General features: G+C 59.6%; 11 protein-coding genes. 7 read left to right on the top strand and 4 right to left on the bottom strand.

Going from position 1 to position 17,479, the window contains the following annotated elements:
• Positions 1-2: 2 nt before the first annotated feature.
• A complete protein-coding gene (gene xseA, locus PspCFBP13508_RS07395; RefSeq protein ID WP_137214097.1) occupies positions 3-1,382 on the bottom strand; it encodes an exodeoxyribonuclease VII large subunit in 1,380 nt (459 codons plus the stop codon).
• A gap of 172 nt (positions 1,383-1,554) precedes the next feature.
• Here xseA and PspCFBP13508_RS07390 point away from each other — a divergent pair, with 172 nt between their 5' ends.
• From PspCFBP13508_RS07390 to guaA, 4 genes are all read left to right on the top strand, one after another.
• Positions 1,555-2,322 carry a sulfite exporter TauE/SafE family protein gene (locus PspCFBP13508_RS07390; RefSeq protein WP_137214096.1) on the top strand — a complete coding sequence of 256 codons (768 nt, stop codon included), beginning with the start codon at positions 1,555-1,557 and terminating at the stop codon, positions 2,320-2,322.
• Positions 2,323-2,485: 163 nt separating this feature from the next.
• Complete coding sequence (locus PspCFBP13508_RS07385; RefSeq protein ID WP_016773342.1) at positions 2,486-3,034, top strand: hypothetical protein; 549 nt, start codon at positions 2,486-2,488, stop codon at positions 3,032-3,034.
• A 196-nt stretch (positions 3,035-3,230) separates the two neighbouring features.
• The gene (gene guaB / locus PspCFBP13508_RS07375; protein ID WP_016773343.1) at positions 3,231-4,700 is read left to right on the top strand and encodes an IMP dehydrogenase; all 1,470 of its coding nucleotides are present in this window, start codon (positions 3,231-3,233) and stop codon (positions 4,698-4,700) included.
• 80 nt (positions 4,701-4,780) lie between these two features.
• Positions 4,781-6,358, top strand: a complete 1,578-nt coding sequence (guaA, locus tag PspCFBP13508_RS07370; protein WP_016773344.1) for a glutamine-hydrolyzing GMP synthase — start codon at positions 4,781-4,783, stop codon at positions 6,356-6,358.
• A 77-nt stretch (positions 6,359-6,435) separates the two neighbouring features.
• On the opposite strand, the gene PspCFBP13508_RS07365 is transcribed toward guaA, so the two are convergent.
• The 3 genes from PspCFBP13508_RS07365 to treR all read right to left on the bottom strand — a co-directional run bounded on the left by PspCFBP13508_RS07365 (position 6,436) and on the right by treR (position 12,682).
• Positions 6,436-9,564 (bottom strand): membrane-targeted effector domain-containing toxin, encoded by a 3,129-nt coding sequence (locus tag PspCFBP13508_RS07365; protein WP_137214095.1) that lies wholly within the window; start codon positions 9,562-9,564, stop codon positions 6,436-6,438.
• 119 nt (positions 9,565-9,683) lie between these two features.
• Positions 9,684-11,894, bottom strand: a complete 2,211-nt coding sequence (locus tag PspCFBP13508_RS07360) for a TerD family protein (protein WP_241669504.1) — start codon at positions 11,892-11,894, stop codon at positions 9,684-9,686.
• Positions 11,895-11,977: 83 nt separating this feature from the next.
• On the bottom strand, positions 11,978-12,682 hold the full coding sequence (gene treR / locus PspCFBP13508_RS07355) for a trehalose operon repressor (RefSeq protein WP_016773346.1): 705 nt from the start codon (positions 12,680-12,682) through the stop codon (positions 11,978-11,980).
• Positions 12,683-12,917: 235 nt separating this feature from the next.
• Between treR and treP the strand changes: the two genes are divergently transcribed.
• The 3 genes from treP (at position 12,918) to PspCFBP13508_RS07340 (ending at position 17,469) form a co-directional block, all read left to right on the top strand.
• Positions 12,918-14,360, top strand: a complete 1,443-nt coding sequence (treP, locus tag PspCFBP13508_RS07350; protein WP_137214094.1) for a PTS system trehalose-specific EIIBC component — start codon at positions 12,918-12,920, stop codon at positions 14,358-14,360.
• A 132-nt stretch (positions 14,361-14,492) separates the two neighbouring features.
• On the top strand, positions 14,493-16,139 hold the full coding sequence (treC, locus tag PspCFBP13508_RS07345; RefSeq protein WP_137214093.1) for an alpha,alpha-phosphotrehalase: 1,647 nt from the start codon (positions 14,493-14,495) through the stop codon (positions 16,137-16,139).
• Between the two features lie 106 nt (positions 16,140-16,245).
• Positions 16,246-17,469: a carbohydrate porin gene (locus tag PspCFBP13508_RS07340; RefSeq protein WP_137214092.1), complete on the top strand. Its 1,224-nt coding sequence runs from the start codon at positions 16,246-16,248 to the stop codon at positions 17,467-17,469.
• The last annotated feature ends 10 nt before the right edge of the window (positions 17,470-17,479 follow it).

Below are 17,479 nucleotides of genomic sequence, written 5' to 3'. Positions count from 1 at the left end.
GATCAGTCCAGTAAAGAGAGGGTGACGGGCGTCAGGTGATTGTCCTCGACGCGCACTTGCAGTTCGCCTTCGCCGAGTTTGGCTTTCAGGCGCTGGCCGGTGTGGGTCTGCGCGGCGTTGCGGATCGCATGGCCACGCTCGTCGAGCAGGATGCTGTAACCGCGACCGAGGGTCGCCAATGGACTGACCACGTGCAGCGTCTGCATCTGACTGTGCAATTGCTGCCGGCGTTGTTTCAAAGCATCGCGCATGGCCCGGGGCAGGCGTTCGGCAAGACTGTCGAGGCGCTGGCGAAGCATGGCCAGTTGGCGTCCCGGGTGTTGCCCGGCGAGGCGGGTTTCCAGACGGATCAGGCGTTCGCGGCGGGTATTGAGGCTGCGCTCGAAAGCGCGGCGCATGCGCATGTCCAGATCATCCAGACGTTGCGCCTGCTGGCGCAGACGTTCGCCGGGATGGCGCAACCGTCGGGCCATGCCTTCGAGACGCAGGCGATCGCGCATCAAGCGGTCACGCATGCGCATCACCAGACGCCGGTGCAGGCTCTCGACCTGACGGAGCAGATGGCTGGAATCCGGGGCGAGCAGTTCAGCGGCGGCCGAGGGCGTGGGGGCGCGGACGTCGGCGACAAAATCGCTGATCGAAACATCGGTTTCATGGCCGACGGCGCTGACGATCGGCGTGACACAGGCATCGACCGCGCGCGCCACGGCTTCTTCGTTGAAGCACCAGAGGTCTTCCAGCGAGCCTCCGCCACGGGCGAGGATCAGCGCATCGAAGCCTCGGGCATCGGCCATTTTCAGCGCGCGGACGATTTGCGCGGTAGCCTCGCGGCCCTGCACGGCGGTCGGAATCAGGGTCAGTTGCACCTGCGGCGCTCGGCGGCGGAACACGCTGATGATGTCGCGAATCACCGCGCCGGTCGGCGAGCTGATTATGCCGATGCGCTGCGGATGCGCGGGCAGCGGCACTTTGCGTTCGGCACTGAACAGGCCTTCGGCGCTGAGCTTTTCCTTCAGTGCATCGAAGGCCAGACGCAGCGCGCCGTCACCGGCCGGTTCCACGGTGTCGAGGATCAGCTGATAGTCGCCACGGCCTTCGAACAGCGAAACCTTGCCACGCACCTTGACCGCCAGACCGTCCTTCAACGCTTGGCGCACGCGCGCGGCGTTCTGCCGGAACAACGCGCAACGCACTTGGGCGCCGCTGTCCTTGAGGGTGAAGTAGACGTGGCCGGACGCCGGACGCGCGAGGTTGGAGATCTCGCCTTCGACCCAGATGTTGCTGAACACATCTTCGAGCAACACCCGCGCGCGGCCGTTGAGCTGGCTGACGGTCAGGACTTCACGGTCCAGGCCGAGTCTTGCAAAGGGATCTTTAATCATGGGGCGCAGTTTAAAGGCATTCTTCTGCTCATTGCACGAACCCTGTACGAGCTGTCGAGTGCAACGAGGCTGCGAGCTTTTGATCTTGTTTTTTCAGGATCAAGATCAAAAGATCGCAGCCTTCGGCAGCTCCTACAGCGGAGTATTGGCGACTTAATAAGGAAATGAATTGATGAGCGTGATGGAACTGTTGGGGGCGTGGTCGTGGAGCGCGGGCGGTTGGGCGGTCATCGGGCTGGCCATCGCCTTGGCCTACATCGTATTCGGCATCGCCGGTTTCGGCACGGCGCTGGTCGCGGGGCCGATTCTGATCCTGTTCATGCCACTGTCGAAAATCGTGCCGCTACTGGTGTTGCTGGATTTCGTCGCCGCGTTCGGCAATCTGCTGCCCTCGCGGCGGGACGTGGCCAGGCCGGAGTTGCTCAGGCTGCTGCCGTGCATGGCGATCGGCTGCACGGTGGGGGTGATCTTCCTGCTGAATCTGAAATCCGATCTGTTGCTGCTGTTGATGGGGCTGTTTATCAGCGCCTATGCGGTTTACAGCCTGTGGGTGAAAGCGCGGCCGGCACAGTTGTCGGCGGCGTGGGCGGTGCCGATGGGCACGGTGGGCGGCTTGTTCGGCGCGTTGTTTGGCAGCGGCGGCTTTCTTTACGCGATCTATCTGAACAGCCGCCTGCCCAAGGACGCGGCGCGGGCTACGCAAAGTGCGTTGATCAGTTGCAGCACCGTGGTGCGCTTGAGTCTGTTTGTCATCGCCGGTGTGTATGCCGAGCTACCCTTGTTGATGCTGGCGCTGTGTCTGTTGCCGGCCATGGCGCTGGGCTTGTGGATCGGCCGGCGGCTTACCATGAGATTGTCGCGCGAGGCGTTTGTGCGGCTGGTGACTTGGCTGGTGCTGGCCAGCGGCATCGCGTTGATCGTGCGCTATTTCAGCACTTGACCGGATTTCGTCAGGGATTAAGCTGCCGGCCGCAGTTCCTTGTGGGAGCGAGCCTGCTCGCGAATGCGGTGGGTCAGCAACAAAAATGCAGCCTGACACTGCGCTTTCGCGAGCAGGCTCGCTCCCACATTGGAAATCTTCAATATTGGCAGCAGGCTCCACCATGAACTCGCAAAGCATCATCGTCCCGAAAATCTCCACCCTGCCGGTGCACGAGCCCCGGGCGCGGGCGATCGTGCGCTGGCTGGTGCGCAAGAACATCATCGAAGAGCAGCTGACCACCTGCGGCCGCACCGGCAACCGTATGGCGCACGCCATCGCTGATGGTGCGCGCGCCGTGGTGCTGTACCCCGAAGCGCTGCCGTTCGGCGAGCCGATCAATGGCCTGGAGATCGTCACCAAGCGCTGTATCTACACCCCGGCCAAGGGCTTTCTCGAAGAGGCCGGTTGCGCCGAGTGCCGCCGCGAAGTGGGTGAGGCGCTGTTCGAAAGTCTTGAAGACTGGTTTCCAGGGCGCACCGACAATTTCACCTGCCCGGAATGCGGGCACGAGGACGACATCAACGGCTTCCTGTTTTTGCAGGAATGCGCGTTTTCCAACCTCGGCTTCATTTTCAACAATTGGCTGGAGGCGGGGTTCAAGCAGAGCTTTATCGACGAGTTCGCCGATTGGCTCGATCAACCTGTAAGTTGGGTAAAGGTCGAGCTCTGACCCCTGTAGGAGCTGCCGAAGGCTGCGATCCTTTGACTTTGCTTTTCAAAGACAGGATCAAAAGATCGCAGCCTTCGGCAGCTCCTACAAAAAGCGGGCTTTTCCATCTATCAATTAGGCTGAGTTTTACATTGAACAGCAGGGGGTGTCTGACTATAATGGCGCGCTTCCATTTTCCCGCTCGGGAGCCCCCGCGATGCTGCGTATCAGCCAAGAAGCTCTGACATTCGACGACATTCTCCTAGTGCCCGGTTATTCCGAGGTGCTTCCCAACGAAGTCAGTCTCAAGACCCGTCTTACCCGTGGCATCGAACTGAATATTCCTCTGGTTTCTGCCGCCATGGACACCGTTACTGAAGCCCGTCTGGCAATCGCCATGGCTCAGGAAGGTGGCATCGGCATTATCCACAAGAACATGACCATCGAGCAGCAAGCTGCCGAAGTGCGCAAGGTCAAGAAGTTCGAAGCCGGTGTGGTCAAGGATCCCATCACCATCGAGGCCGATGCCACGGTGCGTGATCTGTTCGAACTGACCCGTCTGCACAACATTTCCGGCGTTCCGGTCCTGCACGATGGCGACCTGGTCGGCATCGTCACCTCCCGCGACGTACGTTTCGAAAACCGTCTGGAAGCCACTGTCCGCGAAGTGATGACGCCTAAAGAGCGTCTGGTCACGGTCAAGGAAGGCGCCGACAAGAACGACGTCCGTGAACTGCTGCACAAGCACCGCATCGAGCGCGTGCTGATCGTCGACGACAAATTCGCCCTCAAAGGCATGATGACCGTCAACGACATCGAAAAAGCCAAAGCCTACCCGCTGGCCAGCAAGGACGACCAAGGTCGTCTGCGCGTCGGCGCTGCGGTCGGCACCGGTAAAGATACTGGTGATCGCGTGACTGCACTGGTCAACGCCGGCGTGGACGTGGTGGTGGTCGATACCGCGCACGGTCACTCCAAAGGCGTGATCGACCGCGTACGCTGGGTCAAGGAGAACTTCCCTGAAGTGCAGGTGATCGGCGGCAACATCGCCACCGGCGCTGCCGCCAAGGCCCTGGCCGAAGCGGGCGCCGACGCAGTCAAGGTCGGTATCGGCCCTGGCTCGATCTGCACCACCCGTATCGTCGCTGGTGTCGGTGTACCGCAAATCAGTGCCATCGCCAACGTCGCCGCCGCCCTTGAAGGCACCGGCGTGCCGTTGATCGCCGACGGTGGTATCCGTTTCTCCGGTGACCTGTCCAAGGCCATCGTGGCCGGTGCGTCCTGCGTGATGATGGGCTCGATGTTCGCCGGTACCGAAGAGGCCCCGGGCGAGATCGAACTGTTCCAAGGTCGTTCGTACAAGGCTTATCGCGGCATGGGTTCGCTGGGCGCCATGTCCCAGGCCCAGGGCTCGTCCGACCGTTACTTCCAGGACTCCTCGGCAGGCGCCGAGAAACTGGTTCCGGAAGGCATCGAAGGCCGTGTGCCGTACAAAGGCACCCTGAGCGCGATCATTCACCAGTTGATGGGCGGTCTGCGTTCCTCGATGGGTTACACCGGCAGCGCCAACATCGAAGAAATGCGCACCAAGCCCGAGTTCGTGCGGATCACCGGTGCCGGCATGGCCGAGTCCCACGTTCACGACGTGCAGATCACCAAGGAAGCGCCGAACTACCGCGTAGGTTGAGGCTTCCAGCAAAACGTTAAATCACCGGGGCTGTTCATTCAGCCCCGAGTTGTTTCTGATTCACTACATGAGAATGAGTCATGGCCCTCGACATTCACGCTCACCGCATCCTGATCCTCGACTTCGGTTCGCAATACACCCAGCTGATTGCCCGCCGCGTGCGCGAGATCGGCGTGTACTGCGAACTGCACCCGTTCGACATGGACGAAGATGCGATCCGCGAATTCGCCCCTAAAGGCGTCATCCTCGCCGGCGGCCCCGAGTCCGTGCACGAAGCCAACAGCCCGCGCTGCCCGCAGGCGGTGTTCGATCTGGGCGTTCCGGTATTCGGCATCTGCTACGGCATGCAGACCATGGCCGAGCAACTGGGCGGCAAGGTTGAAGGTTCCGAACTGCGTGAGTTCGGTTACGCCCGCGTGGACGTGGTCGGCAAGAGCCGCCTGCTCGACGGCATCGAAGACCACATCGACGCCGACGGCCTGTTCGGCCTCGACGTGTGGATGAGCCACGGTGACAAAGTCACCAAGATGCCGGAAGACTTCCACATCCTCGCCAGTACCCCGAGCTGCCCGATCGCCGGTATGTTCAACGACGACCGCGCTTACTACGGCGTGCAGTTCCACCCGGAAGTGACCCACACCAAGCAGGGCGGGCGCATCCTCTCGCGTTTCGTGCTCGACATCTGCGGTTGTGAAGCCTTGTGGACGCCGTCGAAGATCGCTGAAGACGCCATCGCCAACATCCGCGCCCAGGTCGGCACCGACAACGTGCTGCTGGGCCTGTCCGGTGGCGTTGACTCCTCGGTGGTTGCCGCACTGCTGCACAAAGCCATCGGCGATCAACTGACCTGCGTCTTCGTCGACAACGGTCTGCTGCGTCTGCACGAAGGCGAGCAAGTGATGGCCATGTTCGCCGAGAACATGGGCGTCAAGGTGATCCGCGCCAACGCTGAGGAGCAGTTCCTCAACAACCTGGCCGGCGAAGCCGACCCGGAGAAGAAGCGCAAGATCATCGGCCGCACTTTCATCGACGTGTTCGATGCCGAATCCTGCAAGCTGGACAACATCAAATATCTCGCTCAGGGCACCATCTACCCGGACGTGATCGAGTCGGCTGGCGCGAAAAGCGGCAAGGCCCACGTGATCAAGTCGCACCACAACGTGGGCGGCCTGCCGGAAGAAATGAACCTGAAACTGGTCGAGCCCCTGCGCGAACTGTTCAAGGACGAAGTCCGTCGTCTGGGCCTGGAACTCGGCCTGCCGTACGACATGGTCTACCGTCACCCGTTCCCGGGCCCGGGCCTGGGCGTGCGCATCCTCGGTGAAGTGAAAAAGGAATACGCCGACCTGCTGCGTCGCGCCGACCACATCTTCATCGAAGAACTGCGCAAAGCCGACTGGTACCACAAGGTCAGCCAGGCGTTCGTGGTGTTCCAGCCAGTCAAATCGGTCGGCGTGGTAGGCGACGGCCGTCGTTACGCCTGGGTCGTGGCCCTGCGTGCCGTGGAAACCATCGACTTCATGACCGCACGTTGGGCACACCTGCCTTACGAACTGCTGGAAACCGTCTCCGGCCGCATCATCAACGAAATCGAAGGCATCTCGCGCGTCACTTATGACGTATCGAGCAAGCCGCCGGCGACGATTGAGTGGGAATAATCCCGCTGCGGTTCGAGTAACGTAAAACCCTTGGCGTGAAGCCAAGGGTTTTTTCGTTTCAGGCCCCTGAAAACAGGTCAGGTGGGTAAACGACTTTGCAGGGTGAAGCCGAGCTCGATCAGGCGCTCCGCTACTGCGGCGATGTCGTGGAAATTCCTGCCGGTGATGCGAGGCATTGACAGGTCCCAGATATAAAACCGGCCCGCGGTTGTGCAATGCACCCTTGTTCGCACAATGTCGCTGTCGCTGTTGCGGCGAACCAGTGTGTATATGTCGGGTTCGGTCTTCTGAATCACGAACATGCCGTTACGATGCAGAAGCTTTTCCAGCGCTGCCGCATTCCATTGCGGCATGGGGCACTTGATCTGCAATCGCAGGTCAGCGAACAGAACGTCGAAATCGTTGCTGGTCATTGCCCAGTTGTAAAACGGACCGCGGGCGACTTCCACCCCCGGGTCAATGCTGATGTCTGCGGTCTCCTCGGGCCAGACTTCTTCAATGCGCAAACCGATGCCGCCCCTGAGTTCGCTTATGCCTGGCAGATCTCTGAACATATTGATATTCGTTGCATCGACCAAGGCTACCCACTTCTTCGTTCTGTTGAGAAGCTTGTCACTCTCTATGATTGTTGTTGAGAGGCGAGTCTTGATCATCTGTTCTTCGATCGAAAGGAGCGGTCGTTTCAGCGTGTAGGTGTGCGCTGCATCGAGTCCGTGTACCCGGATGCCATTGGCTTGGGCAGTCTTGACCAATTCGAGAACGTTGAACCTGTTCTCGGGATCGGTACCCAGCCCGGACAGATAAGTTCGCAGGTCCTCTGACATGTCCCCCGACAGGAAGAACTGGTTGAGATCATTCTGGGCAAAATCGCTCAGCAGCCCACGCACATAAAGGGTTTGAATATGCCGCGCGAACGCTGGCATGTTTTCGATCATGAAGCGCATGCTGGCGATGCGATCAAGGGTTTCACCGACCGCCAGCCCATCGGTATTGGCAAAGATGCGATCAATCAGGTCATCGACCTGCATCTGGGGACTGATTTGCGGAATGTCCGGACGCTCGGGCAGGTTGATCCATTTCAACTCCCGGTGGAATTTTTCTGCCTTGTTCAGCAGAGCCCTGCGTTCTTCGCTGAAATGTTCCACGTACCGCTCGGTCGTTGATAAAAAGCGGCGTCGAGCGCCTGCTGACTCGGCCGATGCGCTGGGCAGGTTCATTGCCCATCTTCTCATTCCTGGCTTTTCCTTTTCTGAAACGCCTTTGAGCTTCGTAACCAGGCGCAGCGGACAGGGAACGCCTGGAAGCGGTTCGAGGCATCGCATTTCCACCGATGGCGTGCCCCCGGACGAGCTCACTTCAGTCTCCGGCGCACACGCCTTGCCCGCACACTGGCCACCACCCCGCAGCCGCAGCGCAGGCATACGCTCCCATTTGCCGGCGCTCCCAAAGCGAACCGGCAACGAATAGGCGAATTGATTGGGGCGCTCGGGATTGACGATTGCCCAGTTGCCACTGTCCTGAGAGTCGGCGAAGTAACGTACGTAGTAGGCCTGGCCATCCATTTCGATGGCGTAACCGGGCTCCTTGTCGAGACGGTAAATGCCTTCATATTTTCCCGGCGTCGCCTCTACTGAATGTTGCGCAAGCAACTCGTTGCATCGATAGCTGGCAGGAACCTCTGGAAAAATCGGACCGTGCCGTGTGGCAGTCATGGTCAAGAGCTCAGTGGCGGTAACGGATGTCGCTTCTTCGGGGATCTCGTTGGTCAACTCGCTGGTAGCTGCTTCCGTCCCGGTGACCGGTGGCGGATCCACGGGCGGCAATGATGGCGTGTCAGCCGAGGAAAGCTCGATCAGCCCGAGCATCTCTTCAGCCTCGGCATACTCGACCTGTGGGCCAACTTCCAGCTGCGCGCCAGTACCGATCAGGAACGGCACATTGAATACGGTTTCGATCGCGCTGAGCACTGCACCGATGACCCCGGCTCTACGCTCGGCTGCCGTAATGCCGTTGATCGCCTGATCGATGTTCAGCCCCATGTTCGCGATACCGGCGCCAATCAACGGCAAAGCCACCGGCCAGCCCACGGCCGCCATCGGGCCGAACACCTTCAGGCCGGCGCTCAGATACCCGGTCCAGAGTTTCTTGCGCAGGTCACTGTTGGATGTGAGCACCAGATGCGCCTCGGCAGCCATGCCCGCACGGGTCGACTCGCTTAACCAAGTGAAGGCGTCACCGCTGATCGCAACGTTGCTGCGGTTGATCATCCGATGATCGCTGTGGCCCCAGGTGCTCACCAAACGGTTCATCAGATCGGTGAGGTTCTCGGTGATGTGATTGCTGTCAGCCAGCGAGAAGTGCTTCAGAAACAAGGGGCGTTTCTGCTCTGAATTCATCTGATCGAGCAACCACCAGTGCAGATCCGCTGCAGTGTCCATCAGTCGAAAGGCCTGAGGTTCTCCCGGCAGGTAAAGGGTCTGCCGGCCACTGTCTTCGACCAGACGCAGGACGTTGGTGGCGACATGGCCGTCCAGATCAAGCGTGCGCACTTGCGCGCCGACCGGGTATGTGGCTCGCAACATTTGCAGGGTAATGGGCCAGGTAATCGGGCCGATCAGCGAGGTGACGATGCGTTGGAAGTCATTGCCGTCAACATCACCCTCTTGCAGCGCCTGCACGGCCTGACTGAGGAAGTTGCACTTGGCCAGGGCGCGGAAATCTTCCGACGAGGTTTGCCAGAATTTGGTCAACTGACCGGTGTAGCGCGTGCTGAAATCGACGGCCCAGAACGCCTTCAGCACGTCGCTGCCAAGCAGTCGCACTTCGTTGTCCTGATTGAAATTCTCCGCGTCCGGGCCATCCGAGTAGAAGCCACAGTAAAGGCCCAGCAAATCTGCGTTGTCTTGATCGGTTGCACGAAAGCGATGGATCACCAACTGCGTGAGGGTGAGCGTTTCATAAGGCTTTTCCAGCAAGTGTTCCCAACCGGTGAAGGTCAGCGTGCTGCTTTGCGCCGTTTTGAAACGATGGAAATAAACCTCGTCGGGATCAAGGCCGGATAGCCCTTTGTCCGTCAGCAGTTCGATCGCGACTTGCCGGGCCGCGTCGAGCAGGCTCGGGCAGGTCTGCACGATGCTGGTGGCGATGGCCTTGAGGGCGGTTTTGTCCGCTGCGTTCGGCAGCAGACGGCGTTCGGGAATGGTCATGCGGGTGTTCATCCTTGAGGCAAAGGTCGAGGATGACCGACGCGCTCAAGGCGAGGGTGTTACCCGGTTACTGCATGTTGGTTGTCCCGTTGAGGGGCAGCGAATGCAGACGCAGGTTTTCAAAGATATTCGGACCGAATCAGATCCGTATCGAACGGCGTCAGACCTTGTTCAGGTGCGAACACCCTCTGCGCCTGCTCTGCAGAGCCCACTCGTTCGCCTCGTGCCCGCACATGTAAATCGAAAAGCGTGTGCAGATCCGGCCTTGGTGTATGCACCAGGGCGCGTAGCATCAACGAAACTCCGCTGAGGTTGTTGTCGACGTTGTTCCAGCGGGGCGATGAAGTCAGCCCCAGATCGGCCCAGATCATGCGTCGCTCCTCCAGGTCCATCACGAATGGCAGGCAGATACTCGTGTCGGAGGCGATATCGATGCGGTCGACCACGGAGCGAGGCTCGAACACTTCGCCAGATGCCGTATCGGCGCGGGCCATCCAGCCCGCGAAGCATTCAGGAAGGTCGCAATATGGCTGCCAGGTAAACGAATTGAGGGACGTGACGACATAGCGGACGCCCTTTTTGACGAGAACATCAAGGTCGAGGTCGATGAATTCGGAGGCGCCGTTGGGCGCGTCGACGATGTCCCCGCTGTGGTAACCGCCATAACCTTTGAGGTTGTAATAGGCGACCGTTCCCTGGAAGACGAAGTCAGTGTCGAAGAAGGCGGCGGACAAGTCGATGTCCGTGCGGTCACGACCATTCTTCCACCAGAGGAACAGGCGGATGAATCGCGTGTCGGGCATCGGCAGTCGACTGCCGCGCACCAGCGTGCGCAGCGACTTCGCTGCGGCGCGCTGTGCCAGTGGCACACGGTATTCGCGCAAAGCCGGATCGATGAAACAACGCCCCAGTGGTGGCAGCAACGTGAAACGCGCGATCAGGGCGTTCTCGCAAATCTGTGCGGCACGTGCCAATACCTGCGGTGCGATCGACTCTCGACGATCAGCAGTGCCGAAGACTTTTGCCAGCGCTCCTTTAGGTGTGAACGCCCGCAAGGGCAGGGGGCGCGGGGCATTTACATGGGACAGCAATTGCAGCAACACAGGTGAGGACACTTGCGCCGCGACAGCCGCAAAAGCGTCGAGCACAGCGTCCGGTTCTGTGGCACGCCGTAACATCACGTCCAGACGGCGCGCGAATTCTCCGGGACGATCCTGCAGCACCGGCGTAAGCGCGGCGATCTGGCGTTGGGCAAGCATGGTTTCCACACGCGACCCGAACGATGCCGGCGGATCGTTGCGTCGCGCCGCAGTGATGGCCGCAAATGCTCGCGGATACTTCTCAGCGTAATCGCCTGGATGCAGGACTTCGGCCAGACGTTTCCAGCGCTCGGCCTGGCGCATCACATCCTCGGTAGCGTTGGGCATGCGGTCGAGCAGGCGCAACAGCTTGCGACGCATCGAACGTTTCATTTTGCTAAAGCGCGTCAGAGCCGTTGCCAGCGATACGTCTCCGCCATGCAGTGCGATCGCCACGCGCAGCACGTCGGTTGCCGTTTCGACATTTTGCTCAAGGAATTCCTCGACCCGGGCATCGTCACCGATATGCAGGATCAGCGCGCCGCCGACCAGCGCGCGAATCTCGCGGAACGGGATGGTATCGGGCAGCAGACGGAACACGTCGTTTCTGTAAGTTCGGATAAACCAAGTGACATCCGCGGCTTCCTCTTCGGACAGCGAGGTACGCGATGAGACCAGCGGCTCGAGCAATGCCTCGAACTCGCTGACACTTCCCGGTTCGATAACCCAATGGATGAAGTTGCCTTCAAGCATGGCTGGCCGAACCTGTTCGCTGGGTGGCAGGCGCCGAAGTGTGTGGTAGTGAATGACGGCGTTGAGATACAACTCCGCCTCTGTTGCTTCGAGGACTTGATTGGGGAAGTCAGGATAAAACGGTCGGTGATGTACATGAGCACCGCTGCGACGCCGCAGGACGCGAATGACTTCACGCAGCCAATTCTTGAGTTCTACCGCAGAGAGCAAGCCGATCTGCTCGATCAGCGACTCGGAAAGTACACATCGGAACGCCGCGACTTCTTTGACCGCTGATGCGATCTGCGCGCGTGTGGCTCCGCCAGAGCCGGCAGGGACGTGAAGTTTTATACGGCGCCGCAGGAACAGCTCCTGATTCATCATGATTTCTTCCTTGGTCGCCGTTTCCAGTGAGCTGAAGCCCACCTGTGCAATCGATACGAAAACGCCTGCAATAAGCAGGCGCAATGTGGAGAGCGGAACCCCTAGTTCATGGAGGATAGAAGGAAGGTGTTCCATAGCCACGGCGGCATACTACCGGAGGTCATAGCGGCTTGTCAGCCAACCACATATTTTGAAACGGGCTCGCTTGCCAGCGGCTATTACCGCCGCGCCACATCCGAAAAATAGAACTTGTCCAGCGTATGCCGCGATTCGGTGTATTCGAACTGGCGGCCGTCCTGCAGGAAGGTCTGGTTGCTGACCACGATGACATGGCTCTGGCCGTCGAGGTCCAGGTGTTGTTGGTCGTCCTTGCTGGACGGCACGGCTTCGATGGTGCGCTGAGCGTAGGCGATCTGCAGTTGCAGGGTCTGTTCGATGTGGGCGTAGATCGAATGTTCGGCGATGTCTGCTGACAGATCGGGGATGACATCGCTGACGAAGTGGTTGATGTCGAGGATGACGCGTTTGCCGTCGATGCGCCGTACCCGCTTGATCCGGGTGATCGGGCTGCCGGGTTCGGCATTGATATGTTCAAGCAATGCACCTTCCAGCGGCACCTGACACATCTCGACCACTTCGGTGCTGACGTCGTTGCCCAGTCGCGGGTGGGTCTCCTGGAAGCTGACGATGCCGCCGAGCTGGAATTCGATCGGGTTGGTCGACAGCACGAACGCGCCTTTGCCATGAATCTTCTGAGCGAAACCGCGCTCTTGCAACTGGTCGATGGCCTTGCGCACCGTGCCGCGGCTGGCCTGATAGGTGTCCATCAGTTCGGTTTCGGAAGGCAGCCGGGCGCCGCGCTCCAGGCGCTGGGTAGTGATGCTGGCAAGCAAATCGCTGTAGATCTGGTTGTATTTGCTCATGGCTGGACTCTGTGCCGACGGTGCTCAAAACCCCGAACCTTAAGGGCAGGGTAGGGGTTTGTCCATGCGGACGAAGGAAAACATCTTAGGTCAGAGTAGGAAGAATCCGCATTTTTCTGACGTTCATCCACGGATGCAAACTCGTACAGACGAGTTGTTGCATTAACTCGTACAGACGAGTATTTTTCCTCTCGGCGTGCTGCCAATAACAACAATCCACGATGGAAGAACAAGCATGAGCCATGACTATCCGAACATCGCCAAGGAGCTGCTGGAAAGCCTTGGTGGCCGTGACAACATCGAGCAGGCGGCGCATTGCGTGACGCGCTTGCGTCTGGCGCTGAAGAACCCCGCGCTGGTGAATGTGGCCGCCCTCAACGGCGTCGATCTGGTCAAGGGTTCGTTCTTCACCGGCGGGTTGTATCAGGTGGTCATCGGCCCGGGTGATGTTGAAAAGGTTTATGCCGAACTGCGCCAGCAGACTGGCCTGGCGGCGTCGACCATCGCCGACGTTAAACAGAAAAGCGCCGAGAAGATAAACGCCATGCAGCGGCTGGTGCGGGTGTTTTCCGATGTGTTCATGCCGATCCTGCCGGCGCTGATCATTGCCGGCCTGTTGATGGGCATCAACAACCTGCTCGGCGCCAAGGGCATGTTCATCGATGGCCAGACCCTGCTGGATGCCTATCCCAACCTCGACGGGTTGTGGAGCCTGATCAATCTGATGGCCAACACCTCGTTCGTGTTCCTGCCGGCGCTGGTGGGCTGGTCGGCGGCCAAGCGTTTCGGCGGCAGCGAAATCCTCGGCATCGTCCTCGGTCTGATGCTGGTGCACCCGGACCTGCTCAACGCCTGGAATTACGGCAAGGCGGTGGCCGGGCTGGATGGGCAGCAGCTGCCGTACTTCGACATCCTCGGCCTGTTCCAGGTGGAAAAGGTCGGTTACCAGGGGCAGATCCTGCCGATCCTGCTGGCGGCGTACGTAATGAGCGTGATCGAAAAATGGCTGCGCGCACGCGTGCCCAACGCGGTGCAGTTGCTGGTGGTGCCGATCACCACCATCGTTGTCACTGGCGTGCTGGCGCTGGCGATCATCGGCCCGGTGACCCGGCATATCGGCATCTATATCACCGAAGGGCTGGTGATGCTGTTCGATCTGGCGCCGTTGGTGGGCGGTCTGATTTTCGGCCTGCTTTATGCGCCCCTGGTGATCACCGGCATGCACCACATGTTCCTCGCCGTGGACCTGCAATTGATCTCGAGCCAGGGCGGCACTTTCATCTGGCCGATGATTGTCATGTCCAATCTGGCGCAGGGCAGTGCGGCACTGGCGGTTTTCTGGATGACGCGCAATGCGCGGGACAAGAGCATGGCTTCGACCTCGGCAATTTCTGCGTATTTCGGCATCACTGAGCCGGCGATGTTCGGCGTCAATTTGCGCTACAAATTTCCGTTTTACGCCGCGCTGGCCGGTTCGGCGCTAGGTTGCATGTTCCTCTCGCTGAACAAGATCCAGGCTTCGGCCATTGGCGTCGGTGGCCTGCCCGGTTTCATCTCGATCATTCCGCAGTTCATCCCGATGTTCGTCATCGGGATGCTGATCGCCATGCTCGTGCCGTTTGCCCTGACCTGCGTGCTGAGCATGAAGATTGTCCGTCCGGGTTACCGGGTCGCGTGAAGTCGAACTGCAGGAGCTGCCGGAGGCTCGGGCCGCGATCGGACGATCTTTTGATCCTGCCTTTCAAAATCGAAAGATCGCAGCCTCCGGCAGCTCCTACCGACATCGTAAAATTCAAGAGGAAAATCCGCCATGCAAGACTGGCAACGTTCGGTGATCTATCAGATCTACCCGAAGAGCTTTCACAGCCATGCGGGCAACGCCACTGGCGATCTGCTCGGCATCGTCGCCAAGCTCGATTACCTGCAATGGCTGGGGGTCGATTACGTGTGGGTCACGCCATTTCTGCGCTCGCCGCAGCGCGATAACGGCTACGACATCAGCGACTACTACGCGGTCGATCCTAGCTACGGCAGCATGGCCGACTGTGAGCTGCTGATTGCCGAAGCGGGCAAACGCGGGATCAAGTTGATGCTCGACATCGTGGTCAACCACACCTCGATCGAGCACGTCTGGTTCCAGCAGGCGCGCAGCAGCCTCGACAATCCTTACCGCGACTTCTATATCTGGCGCGACCAGCCGAACAACTGGGAATCCAAATTCGGCGGTTCCGCCTGGGAGTACGAAGCGCAGACCGGCCAGTATTACCTGCACCTGTTCGACCACACCCAGGCCGACCTCAATTGGGACAACCCCACAGTCCGCGACGAAGTGTTCAAGATGATGCGTTTCTGGCGCGACAAGGGTGTGGGTGGCTTTCGTCTGGACGTGATCAACCTGATCTCGAAACCGGCGGATTTCCCCGAGGACGACAGCGATGGTCGGCGCTTCTACACCGATGGGCCTAACGTGCATGCGTACTTGCAGGAGATGCACCGTGAAGTCTTCGAAGGGCATGAGCTGATCAACGTCGGCGAGATGTCCTCGACCCGCCTCGAACACTGCATCCGCTACTCCAATCCGCAGTCGAAAGAATTGTCGATGACCTTCAACTTTCATCACTTGAAGGTCGATTACCCGAACCTGCAGAAGTGGGTCCGCGCTGATTTCGACTTCCTCCAGCTCAAGCAGATTCTCTCCGACTGGCAGACCGGCATGCAGGCGGGCGGCGGCTGGAATGCGCTGTTCTGGTGTAACCACGATCAGCCTCGCGTGGTCTCGCGGTTCGGCAATGACGGCGAATACCGCGAGCTGTCGGCGAAGATGCTCGGCACCGCGTTGCATTTTCTACAGGGCACGCCCTTCGTTTATCAGGGCGAAGAATTGGGAATGACCAATCCGGGGTTCAAGAGCATCGAGCAATACCGTGATGTCGAGACCCTGAATATCTTTCGCCTCAAGCGTGAAGCCGGGGCAAGCGACCTCAACAACATGGCGGCGATCATGCAGAAGTCCCGCGACAACGGGCGCACGCCGATGCACTGGCACGCCGGGCACAACGCCGGTTTCACTCGCGGCGAACCGTGGATCGGCGTGCCGGCCAATGCCGCGCAGATCAACGTCGCGCATCAGTTGCACGACCCGGAATCGGTACTGCATCACTATCGGCGCCTGATCGCTTTGCGCCGCACTGAAGCGTTGATCTCCGATGGCATCTATCGCCAGTTGTTGCCGGAGCATCCACAGGTCTGGGCGTACCTGCGCGAGGGGACGGGAGAACGCTTGTTAGTGGTGAACAACTTCTATGGCACTGCCTGTGAGGTCGAGCTACCGGCGCTGATCGACGAAGCCCAGGAGCAGCGCTTGTTGATCAGCAACTACCCGGACTGTCCGCAACGCACGCGGTTACTGCAGTTGCGACCTTACGAATCCTTCGTGCTGCACCTGACCGACCCCTGATTTTTAACTGAATAACAACCTTTGAAAAAACACGCAGAACGCTGCGCGGGGGATTTGTGCGCGCTGAATTCCTGCAACCACACAATAAAAACAACGGGTGGCATATATGAGAGCAACCATAAATTACAGTCTGGCAGTCGCGGGGATTTGTCTGGCAATGCCCACGTCATCACATGCGCTGGAGTTCGGCGGCTATCTGCGCAGCGGTGTCGGTACATCGGTCAATAGCAGCAGCCAGTCGTGTTTCCAGTTGCCCGGCGCGCAGACCAAATATCGCCTCGGTAACGAGTGCGAGCAGTACGGTGAGCTCGAGCTGCGCCAGGATCTGTACACCCTCGACGACGGCTCGGTGCTGAGCGTCGACGGCATGGCCTCGCTGTATAACCGCTACGACCGCAGCCTGACGTTCAAGGAAGACAACGGCTCGATTCGTTTGCCGCAGGCGTATGCGCAATGGTCGGCGATGCCCGCGCTCAACGGCGGTTCGCTGTGGGCAGGGCGGCGCTACTACAAACGTAACGACATCCATATTTCCGATTTCTATTACTGGAACCAGAGCGCCACCGGGGCAGGCATTGAAGATGTGTTGCTCGGTGGCTTGAAATACAGCTACGCGTTTTCGCGCAAGGACAACCTTTACCAAAAGGATTACATCAACCGCCATGACTTCAATGTCGGCGGTTTCAACAGTAACCCGGGCGGTGAACTGGAGTTCGGCCTGAGCTACATCGACAAGCCCGACAGCCGCGATGCTCACCGTGGCTGGGCGATCACCACCCAGCACGTGCAGCAGGACTTTTTCGGTGGCAAGAACAAACTGGCGCTGCAATACGGCGAAGGGCCGGGCACCGGATTGGGCTATACCGGTAACGTCAGGCTTGATGACCGCAACAAGAGCTATCGCATCGTCGAGTTTTTCGACTGGCAACTGACGCCACGTTTTGGCGGACAATTGCAGGCGGTGTATCAGAAGGATATTCGTCAGGGCGGCGCCGGCCAGAACTGGCTGTCACTCGGCGTGCGCCCGGCCTATGCGCTGAGCGAGCAGTTCAAACTGGTGACCGAACTGGGGCACGATCAGGTCGAGGCGGCGGACGGCACGCGCAAGCTGAGCAAGTTCACCTTCGCGCCGACCTGGTCACCCAAAGGCCCGGAATTCTGGGCGCGGCCCGAGGTGCGTCTGTATTACACCTATGCCAGCTGGAACCAGGCAGCCAAGCGTGCCGCCAACCTGTTGGCCAAAGGCTCGGCACTCTCCGACACGGGCACCTTCGGCAACGCGCGGCACGGCGCCAATGTCGGCTTGCAGGTTGAATACTGGTGGAAATAAGCAAAGCGGC

This window comes from Pseudomonas sp. CFBP13508, assembly GCF_005233515.1.
Taxonomy (GTDB): Bacteria; Pseudomonadota; Gammaproteobacteria; order Pseudomonadales; family Pseudomonadaceae; genus Aquipseudomonas; species Aquipseudomonas mercuritolerans.
This window is presented reverse-complemented; position numbering and strand designations above follow the sequence as displayed.

Bases quoted from the DNA above. Each gene is read 5' to 3' on its own strand.
- xseA (WP_137214097.1), bottom strand. From the start codon at position 1,382: ATGATTAAAGATCCCTTTGCAAGACTCGGCCTGGACCGTGAAGTCCTG.
- PspCFBP13508_RS07390 (WP_137214096.1), top strand. From the start codon at position 1,555: ATGAGCGTGATGGAACTGTTGGGGGCGTGGTCGTGGAGCGCGGGCGGT.
- PspCFBP13508_RS07385 (WP_016773342.1), top strand. From the start codon at position 2,486: ATGAACTCGCAAAGCATCATCGTCCCGAAAATCTCCACCCTGCCGGTG.
- guaB (WP_016773343.1), top strand. From the start codon at position 3,231: ATGCTGCGTATCAGCCAAGAAGCTCTGACATTCGACGACATTCTCCTA.
- guaA (WP_016773344.1), top strand. From the start codon at position 4,781: ATGGCCCTCGACATTCACGCTCACCGCATCCTGATCCTCGACTTCGGT.
- PspCFBP13508_RS07365 (WP_137214095.1), bottom strand. From the start codon at position 9,564: ATGACCATTCCCGAACGCCGTCTGCTGCCGAACGCAGCGGACAAAACC.
- PspCFBP13508_RS07360 (WP_241669504.1), bottom strand. From the start codon at position 11,894: ATGGAACACCTTCCTTCTATCCTCCATGAACTAGGGGTTCCGCTCTCC.
- treR (WP_016773346.1), bottom strand. From the start codon at position 12,682: ATGAGCAAATACAACCAGATCTACAGCGATTTGCTTGCCAGCATCACT.
- treP (WP_137214094.1), top strand. From the start codon at position 12,918: ATGAGCCATGACTATCCGAACATCGCCAAGGAGCTGCTGGAAAGCCTT.
- treC (WP_137214093.1), top strand. From the start codon at position 14,493: ATGCAAGACTGGCAACGTTCGGTGATCTATCAGATCTACCCGAAGAGC.
- PspCFBP13508_RS07340 (WP_137214092.1), top strand. From the start codon at position 16,246: ATGAGAGCAACCATAAATTACAGTCTGGCAGTCGCGGGGATTTGTCTG.